The organism is Sphingomonas tagetis (assembly GCF_024211275.1).
GTDB lineage: Bacteria > Pseudomonadota > Alphaproteobacteria > Sphingomonadales > Sphingomonadaceae > Sphingomonas > Sphingomonas tagetis.
In genome coordinates this window covers 115,499-123,339 of the sequence record NZ_JAMLDX010000014.1, presented here as the reverse complement: position 1 = coordinate 123,339, position 7,841 = coordinate 115,499, and the positions used below count along the sequence as shown (strand labels likewise).

General features: G+C 65.0%; 8 protein-coding genes and 1 tRNA gene. 2 read left to right on the top strand and 7 right to left on the bottom strand.

Annotation, left to right across the window (positions count from 1 at the left end; translation table 11 throughout):
• On the top strand, positions 1-283 hold a 283-nt coding region (locus tag M9978_RS16875; protein WP_254295215.1), incomplete at its 5' end, for a hypothetical protein.
• Between the two features lie 45 nt (positions 284-328).
• Here the strand turns inward: M9978_RS16875 and M9978_RS16870 are convergent.
• The 3 genes from M9978_RS16870 to M9978_RS16860 form a co-directional block, all read right to left on the bottom strand.
• Complete coding sequence (locus M9978_RS16870) at positions 329-967, bottom strand: hypothetical protein (protein ID WP_254295214.1); 639 nt, start codon at positions 965-967, stop codon at positions 329-331.
• Between the two features lie 179 nt (positions 968-1,146).
• Positions 1,147-2,454, bottom strand: coding sequence for a DNA modification methylase (locus M9978_RS16865; RefSeq protein WP_254295227.1), 1,308 nt, complete (start codon positions 2,452-2,454; stop codon positions 1,147-1,149).
• A 511-nt stretch (positions 2,455-2,965) separates the two neighbouring features.
• Positions 2,966-3,056 (bottom strand) — tRNA-Ser (locus M9978_RS16860).
• Between the two features lie 65 nt (positions 3,057-3,121).
• On the opposite strand from M9978_RS16860, the gene M9978_RS16855 reads away from it, so the two are divergent.
• Positions 3,122-3,991: a peptidylprolyl isomerase gene (locus tag M9978_RS16855; protein WP_254295213.1), complete on the top strand. Its 870-nt coding sequence runs from the start codon at positions 3,122-3,124 to the stop codon at positions 3,989-3,991.
• Between the two features lie 187 nt (positions 3,992-4,178).
• Here the strand turns inward: M9978_RS16855 and M9978_RS16850 are convergent, their stop codons facing one another.
• The 4 genes from M9978_RS16850 to M9978_RS16835 are packed head-to-tail and all read right to left on the bottom strand — an operon-like array spanning position 4,179 to position 7,698.
• The gene (locus tag M9978_RS16850) at positions 4,179-4,784 is read right to left on the bottom strand and encodes an ABC-type transport auxiliary lipoprotein family protein (RefSeq protein WP_254295212.1); all 606 of its coding nucleotides are present in this window, start codon (positions 4,782-4,784) and stop codon (positions 4,179-4,181) included.
• A gap of 5 nt (positions 4,785-4,789) precedes the next feature.
• On the bottom strand, positions 4,790-5,761 hold the full coding sequence (locus M9978_RS16845) for an MlaD family protein (protein ID WP_254295211.1): 972 nt from the start codon (positions 5,759-5,761) through the stop codon (positions 4,790-4,792).
• Positions 5,762-5,770: 9 nt separating this feature from the next.
• The gene (locus tag M9978_RS16840) at positions 5,771-6,595 is read right to left on the bottom strand and encodes an ABC transporter ATP-binding protein (protein WP_254295210.1); all 825 of its coding nucleotides are present in this window, start codon (positions 6,593-6,595) and stop codon (positions 5,771-5,773) included.
• The gene (locus M9978_RS16835) at positions 6,592-7,698 is read right to left on the bottom strand and encodes an ABC transporter permease (RefSeq protein ID WP_254295209.1); all 1,107 of its coding nucleotides are present in this window, start codon (positions 7,696-7,698) and stop codon (positions 6,592-6,594) included. Before M9978_RS16835 ends, M9978_RS16840 begins: the two co-directional genes overlap by 4 nt.
• Positions 7,699-7,841: the final 143 nt, after the last annotated feature.

The following is a 7,841-nucleotide window of genomic DNA, read 5'->3' as shown; positions in this document are numbered from 1 at the left end:
TCCACGGCAAACATCCCCGGCCGCTCCCAAAAGAAGCAGCCTTACCAACGGCCGGATTTTACTCCGCCACGCTCAGCACCATGCCGGCGTTCCGATGGCCTGTTTTGTCACCGCCGCATCCACGCATGGGTATTCGGTGACGGCAGGTCAGCTAACCAATCGATCGGTCCCTGCGGATCATCATCGAGTTCCAGTCGAATTCGATATCCTTCCCGCCATTCTGCTCGTCGGTTCCCTCATCAACACGGTCAGGCGCGAGCATCGGAAATGGCGCTCAACGTAGTGTTCTGCCGGGCACGCGCCACGTGCCCGGCCCGTCACAAAAGTATTACGCGATGGGATTCTCATCATCCTCATCGTCCCAGTCGGGCGGGCACCCCGGTGTCGGGTTGAACGGCGGGAACTTCGCGGGGTGCTTTCGCTTGAAATCTTTGGGCAGGTGGCGGTTGACCCGATAGAACTGCCGGCGAAGTTTGAGATAGCGCTCGCGCCCCTCTTCGAGGGAACAGGTGCAATTCGTCATCTCGATGATTTCACGGGCGAGTGAGAAATACACCTCGCGCCCCCGTTTGAAGAACTCCCACTTGGCCGCATCATCGGCGGTGACGGGCCCCAAAAACTTCACGGTCAGATTGTCGCAGATCACGATATCGTCCGGATCGGGATATTGGCGAGGGAGCGGTTTGCCGGCCAACCTCGCCGCAGCGAATTTGGGACCCCATTCGTTCTTGTAAGCATAAACGTCGGCGATGAGGGCGAGATTGAATTCCTGTTCGCGCTTGCTCGCATCCTGGAACATTTGAAGGAGGGCTTTCGCGAATTCCGGCTTCTCGGCCTGATGGGCATTGAGGGTCAGCAACGACTTGTCGATATTGGTGTAGGTCTTGCCGTTCACCTCACCGGCAATCTGCTTGCCGTAGTCGAGGATTGCGCGCTCAACATCGCTGGGAAAAGTCGGCAGTTTCATTTTGATTTCCTTTTTGCGAGGACGGCCACTCGGGTTGGGGCAATATCCCGGCGGCCACTGGTGCTCGAATGGTGGGCTGCAGTACCCGACCTTGCGGTCGGCATTCTCGAATTCCGGTCTCACGGATCCAGTCGGCGGGTCCGATGGAGGGAAGCGCCGCTTGTGACGTCGGGCCATGGTCAGGCCCCCTCGGACTGGAGCGTTTCCAGCTCGCTGAACGACATCCCGTCGGATTCGCGGATGGCATCGATCCCGTGGGCGTTGCGCATCCGGCGGATTGCAACATCGACAAACCCGGGCTCGATCTCGATCGCGAACGCCCGGCGTTCGGCCGAATGGGCGGCCAGAATGATGCTGCCGATCCCCGCGAACGGATCGAGAACGATACCGGTGCGCGAGGTGACGTCCAGAATTGCGTCCTTCAGGAGCAAAACCGGCTTCGGCGTCGCGTGGAACTTGAGCGTTTCGTCCCGCTCGGCCGAGGCGGTCGTCATCCCGTCATAATGCCACGCCGTCGAGCGGCTGCGCTGGTGCTTGCCGAGCTGCACGTTGTTGCGATGGGGGCTGTCGCCGTTGCGGAAGTACGCGATCTGCTCGGTCTGGGAGCGAAACAGGCTCCCCTGGCCCGGCAGACTCTTGACCCAGGTGCACAACGCCTTGGGCCGGCCGAAGACGATCGTGCCGGCGCGGAGCAATTCGAGCAGGAAGTGGTAGCTCATGAAGAAGGCATGGAGGCTGCCCGGTTCGCTCGCTTCCTTCATGTGTCGCATCGCGGTCGTGATGAAGCGGGCGAACTCGTTGGGCGACATCTCGCCGTGCCCGAACGCGAATTCCTCACGGTCGGGCTGGCTCGAGATCGTGCGCATGGAAATGTTATATGGCATATCCGTCAGGACGAACTGCGCCAGCTCGTCCTTCATCACCGCTTCGTAGCTCCACCCCTCGAGCGCGGTGCCGCAGAGCAACCGGTGTTGTCCCAGCTTCCACAGATCTCCCGGCCGTGTGATCGGCGCGATTCCCTCGCGCTCGAGCGCGGCGTCGACATCGTCATCTGCCGTGCCGCCCGCCAGACCCAGGAGCTGGGTGAGTTCGCCTTCCGGGATCGCCAGCCTGGAGAGCACGTCGTCGCCGAGGAGCTTGGCGAGTTCCCGAAGCTCCTCGGCCAGCATGGCATTGTCGTACCCGCCCATGTCCGAGAGCTTGTGCGCATTGATCGCGTAAAGCCGGAGTTCTTCCGGCGACATGTTGTTGACCCGCAGGACCGGGATGGTGGGCCATTTCAGTCGCTGGGCGGCCTGCACGATGGCGCCGCCGCACACGACATAGTCGTTGGCGTCGAGCAGGGGAGGCTCGACGACCGTGCCGGTGAGTTCGAGCTGCCGGGCGGCTTCCGCGATCTGTTCAGGCGGATTTTTGCGCCAGCGTTTGCCGAGCTTGATTTGCTCCGGCGGCAGCGCTTCGATCGAATGGGTATTGGGAACGTCCATCAAACGGAATCCATCTAGTGTGGATCCGTGGTGGGACATGACTTTGTATTCAAACCGCGGCCGGGATGCAATCGGGAATCTTACTGAGCGCCTGGTGCCACAGCAGTTTTGTAGAAATCGGAGCGCCTCTGCGGACTGCCGACGGATCTGCGTCGTTTTGCAGCCGATTATCGCGAGTTATCACGAATTATCACGCATTATCGCCACGTTTCCTCGAAGTGATCAGCGACAATTCGCGGCACAAGTATCTGCTTTTGCGTCACTTTCTCTGCTACGGCCGATGTTGACGGAGTCGGCACGCCGACCGGATTCGTGGAAAAACAGCGAACTTTTGCGATTCCGGGCTTTTCCAGAACCGTACTGCGGGCCGTGGCCTCAGAGAAAAGGACCGATTTTGCCGTAAATTCTCTGGCGGGGCGCCTCTCCGCAGTACCGTTCGCACCCACAAAGGGCGCAGAACTGCGCGCCTTCTGGGCGGCAGACCCAAATAAACACCGATCGAGGGACTGGGTGGCGGAGCGGGAGGGATTCGAACCCTCGATACGCTTTTGACGTATACTCACTTTCCAGGCGAGCGCCTTCGACCACTCGGCCACCGCTCCGCATGCCAGGAAGGCGCTGCCCTAGTGGCTTGCGGCGGGGACCGCAAGCGTGTCAGCGTGTCGCCATGCTGACTTCGCTCCTTGCCATCGCGCTTCAGGCCGCCGCTGTGCCGGCCGCACCGAAACCCTCCGATCCGCTCCCCGCCGACTGGATCGAGATCCCCGCCGATGAGCTGCTGGTGATGACGCTGGCAGGAAAGGGGGCGGGCGAGCGGCGGGTCGTGATCCGGCTGGCCGCGCGCTATACGCCGGTGCATGTCGCCAACATCCGCAAGCTCGCTACGGCGCGCTGGTGGGACGGTGAGACGATCTACCGCGTGCATGACAATTATGTCGTGCAATGGGGCGATGCCAGCGAGAAGAAGGCGCTGCCTGACGGCGTGATCGCGCAGCCGCCGGCCGAATATGACTGGCCGCGCTATGACGCGGTGACGCGGCTGATGCGGACCGATCCTTATTCGACTGCGGCCGGGCACAGTGCGGACGGCTGGCCGGTGGCGACGAACGGGACGGTAGCGTGGCTGCCGCATTGCTATGGCATGGTCGGCGTGGCGCGCGATCTGGCGCCGAGCACGGGAAGCGGCGGCGATCTCTATGCGGTGATCGGGCATGCGCCGCGGCATCTCGACCGCAACATCGCGATCGTCGGACGCGTGCTGGAGGGGATCGAGCATCTCTCGTCGCTCCCGCGCGGGACCGAAGGCGGGCTGGGACTCTACAAGGAAGCGAGCCAGCGCGTGCCGATCGTCAGCGTGCGGCTGGCGAGCGACCTGCCCGAAGCCGAGCGGCCGCGCTTCGAATATCGCGCGGCGGACAATGCGCGGTTCGCGGCGTGGGTGAAGTCGCGTGAGAACCGCGAGCCGCCCTTCTTCGAGCTGCCGGCGGGCGGGGCGGATATCTGCAACGTGATGCCGCCGGTGCGGCGCGCGCCTTGAGCTGGCGCGTATCTGGATGCCGGAAAGTCACAAAGGTCTCGACAGCTATCGCGAGCGGTGGCGTGGGTTTGAGGATGTCAAAGAGCGGCGCTGACGCTCTCAAATGAAATCCTACATTGCAAGTCGAGCGCGCTAACGCGCGCACCCACCCCAGCCCCTCCCTTGCAGGGAGGGGAGTCAGGTCGCGTCAGCGACCCACCCAGTCGGCGACTTCGCCGGCGACCTGGTTGGCGGCGGTGTTGAGCGCGATGCCGGCGGCGGCGGGCTCGATCGCGGTGACGGGGACGCGGGCCTCGAAGCGGCGCTTCTCGAAGGTCAGCTTCGCGCCGCGGTCGGGACGGTCGCGCGACAGCGTGGCGTCATAGGTGACGACCGCTTCGTTGGTCAGCGCGTCGAGACCGAAATGGCGCAGCTCGCCGCCGAGCCGTGCGCCGGGATCGGCCAGCGACTGCCGCAGGCTCAGCACGACGCGGCCGGTGCGTGTCGTGATGGTGTCGGCCAGCACGCGCGCGAACAGGCGGTTGGGCGCCTCGACCCATTGCGCATCCTTGAGATACGCGACGCTGGTGTCGCTCGAACGCACCGGCACGCGTGCGACGGCGAGCTCCTGCGGGACGACGGGCACGGCGATGGTGATCGTCTTGGCGCTGGCCGAGCTGCTGGTCGCGCCGACCGCGACCGCCGCGGTGGGCGTGAGGCTGAGCAGCGAGGGCGGCGGTTCGGCGCCAAACTTGATGCAGCCGCCAAGCGAGACGGGCAGGGCGAGAGCAATAAGGGCGAGCTTCTTCATCATGCGGCTCACTTCTTCCTGGGTTCGTAGTCGGGGAGCTTCTGACCGCCGATCAGCGATCCGGCGCCGCCCTTGTCGACCTTTTCGGCGACCGATTGCAGCGCTCCGGCCATTTCGCGCAGGTCCTGGATCAGCTGGCTGACCTCGGGCATCGTGCGCGTCGAGAATTCGTCGATCCCGACATCGGCCTTGCCGAGCGTGCGTTCGAGCGCCTTCATGCTGCGGTCGGCCGAGCCGATCGCGGTCTTTAGGTCCTTCATCGCCGGGGCGACGTCCTGCGACAGGACGCCGTCGGTGGTGCGCGAGAGGTTACCGATCTGTTCGGCGGCGAACCCGGCCTGCTTGACCGTATTGCGCAGCTCCGCGATCGCGAGGCGCATGTCGGGCGCGCCCTTGGCGAGCTCGCCGGTCAGCCGGTCGGTATTCTGGAGGATGCCGGCGATCGACGCCTGATTCTTGTCCGAGAGCAATTCGGTGAGCCGCTCGGTCAGCGTCGAGAGGCGCTCGAGCAGGCGCGGCGCGGAGGACAACAGCGCGCCCAGCCCGCCCTGTTTGGTCGGGATCACCGGCACGCCCATCGGGCAGACGCTGCGCGGATTGGTTTCGGGGCAGGCGATCGGCGGCGCGCCCTTGACCGCGCCGTCGAGCTGGATCTGGCTGACCCCGGTGAAGCCGACGCCCTGAATCGTCGCGGTGGTGCCCTGAAGCACCGGAATGTCGTTGTTCACGCTGATCCGCACGCGCACCAGGCTGGGATCGGGCTTGAACAGCGCGATCTCCTTGACCTGTCCCGCGGGAACGCCGGAGAAGGACACGGCCGAGCCCTTGTTCACGCCCTCGACCGATTGCTTGAAGAAGATGTCATATTCCTTCTCGGCCGCGGTGTTGATGCGCGCGAGCCAGACGGTGAACAGCGCCAGCACGGCGAGCAGGATCAGCACGACCGCGCCGACCAGCACATGATTTGACCGGGTTTCCATGCGTTGTCCCTAAGCCCCCGAGATCGTGGCCGCGCGCTCGGCGCTGGTCACCGCCGCGCGTCCGCGCGGGCCGTTGAAATATTCCTGAATCCACGGGTGATCCAGCGCGAGAAGTTCGTCGATCGTGCCGACCGCGATCACGCGCTTGTCGGCGAGCACCGCGACGCGGTCGCAGATCGCATAGAGCGAGTCGAGGTCGTGCGTGATCAGAAACACGGTCAGGCCAAGCGTGCGCTGGAGCGAGCGGGTCAGCTCGTCGAACGCGGCCGCACCGATCGGGTCGAGGCCGGCGGTCGGCTCGTCGAGGAACAGCAGTTCGGGATCGAGCGCGAGGCTGCGCGCGAGTCCGGCGCGCTTCTTCATGCCGCCCGACAGCTCGGCGGGATATTTGGGGCCGGCATCGGGCGGCAGGCCGGTCATCACGACCTTGTACGCCGAAATCTCGTCGAGCAGGCGCTGGTCGAGATTGGGGTAGAATTCGCGCAGCGGAACCTGAACATTCTCGGCCACGGTCAGCGTCGAGAACAGCGCGCCGCCCTGGAACAACACGCCCCAGCGGCGGCGGATGTCGACCGAATCATCGACATCGGCATCGAGCACGGACTCGCCGAACACCTCGATCGTGCCGGTGTCGGGCTGTTGCAGCCCAATGATCGAGCGCATCAGCACCGACTTGCCGGTCCCCGACCCGCCGACCACGCCGATGATCTCGCCGCGCTTGACGTCGAGATCGAGATCGTCGTGGATGACCTGCTCGCCGAAGCTGTTGCGCAGTCCGCGGACGCGAATGATCGCTTCGCCGTCGAAGGTCGGCCCAATGGCTGGCGCGGTCATGTCCAGCCGACCTCGGTGAAGAACACCGCGAAGAAGGCGTCGAGCACGATGACGAGGAAGATCGCCTGCACGACGGCGGTGGTGGTGCGCATACCGACCTGTTCGGCGTCGGCCTCGACCTGCATCCCCTGGAAGCAGCCGGCGATGGCGATGATCGCGCCGAACACCGGGGCTTTGACAAGGCAGACATAAAGGTCGCTCATCGGCACGACCTCGCGCAGCCGCTGGATGAAGGTGATCGGCGGGATGTCGAGCGCGATCCAGCAGAGCAGGCCGCCGCCGATGATCGCGACGAGCGAGGCGTAGAAAGCGAGCAGCGGCATCATCAGGATCGCCGCCAGCACGCGCGGTAGCACCAGCGCCTCCATCGGGTTGACGCCGATCGTGCGCATCGCGTCGATCTCTTCGGTCAGCTTCATCGTGCCGATCTGCGCGGCGAAGGCGCTGCCCGAGCGTCCCGCGACCATGATCGCCGTCATCAGCACGCCGAGCTCGCGCAGCGTGATGCGGCCGACGAGGTTGATCGTGAACACCTCCGCGCCGAACTGGCGCAGCTGCACCGCGCCCTGCTGGGCGATGACGATGCCGATCAGGAAGCTCATCAGCCCGATGATGCCGAGCGATTGCACGCCGACGACCTCGAACCGGTGGACGGTGGCGTTGAAGCGGAAGCGGCGCGGATTGACGATCACCGCGCCGAGCGCCAGCGCCGTCGCGCCCATGAAGCCGAGCAGGCCATAGAGCGTGCGGAACGCCTGAATGACCGCCTCGCCGACTTCGCCGAGCAGGCGGACGAAGGTGCCGGGCGGGGGCGGGGGCGCTTCGATCGGGTGATCGGATTCGGCGACCTGTTCGAACAGATGCCGGCCATTCTCGTCTAGGCCGGTTACCGCGGCGTTGTTGTCGCGGGCGTAGCGGTGGACGAGCCAGGCGCCGACCGTGTCGATCCGCTGGATGCCTGAAAGGTCGAGCGTGGCGATGGGGGCGGGCGCTGCCGCCAGCCGCTCGGGCAAGTCGCCGACCGAGCGCAGCGACAGGTCACCGCTGAACCGCAGTGTCCCTCCATTGGCCGCGTCGTGCTGAAAATCGGCTGGCGCGCTCATCCTTGGGGGCCAAACTCGGTCAGGGCGTGGGCATGACAGAGGCGAAAATGTCCGTCGGCAAGGCGGCCGCGAAGCCGGGTAGCGGTGCCTACTTGGCGAGCGGCCAACGCTGTCCGGCGGACATTTTCGCCCTGCCCCTCCGG

What these genes read in the sequence shown, in the direction of transcription:
- M9978_RS16870 (WP_254295214.1), bottom strand. Translation starts at nt 967, where the DNA reads ATGAAACTGCCGACTTTTCCCAGCGATGTTGAGCGCGCAATCCTCGAC.
- M9978_RS16865 (WP_254295227.1), bottom strand. Translation starts at nt 2,454, where the DNA reads ATGGACGTTCCCAATACCCATTCGATCGAAGCGCTGCCGCCGGAGCAA.
- M9978_RS16855 (WP_254295213.1), top strand. Translation starts at nt 3,122, where the DNA reads ATGCTGACTTCGCTCCTTGCCATCGCGCTTCAGGCCGCCGCTGTGCCG.
- M9978_RS16850 (WP_254295212.1), bottom strand. Translation starts at nt 4,784, where the DNA reads ATGATGAAGAAGCTCGCCCTTATTGCTCTCGCCCTGCCCGTCTCGCTT.
- M9978_RS16845 (WP_254295211.1), bottom strand. Translation starts at nt 5,761, where the DNA reads ATGGAAACCCGGTCAAATCATGTGCTGGTCGGCGCGGTCGTGCTGATC.
- M9978_RS16840 (WP_254295210.1), bottom strand. Translation starts at nt 6,595, where the DNA reads ATGACCGCGCCAGCCATTGGGCCGACCTTCGACGGCGAAGCGATCATT.
- M9978_RS16835 (WP_254295209.1), bottom strand. Translation starts at nt 7,698, where the DNA reads ATGAGCGCGCCAGCCGATTTTCAGCACGACGCGGCCAATGGAGGGACA.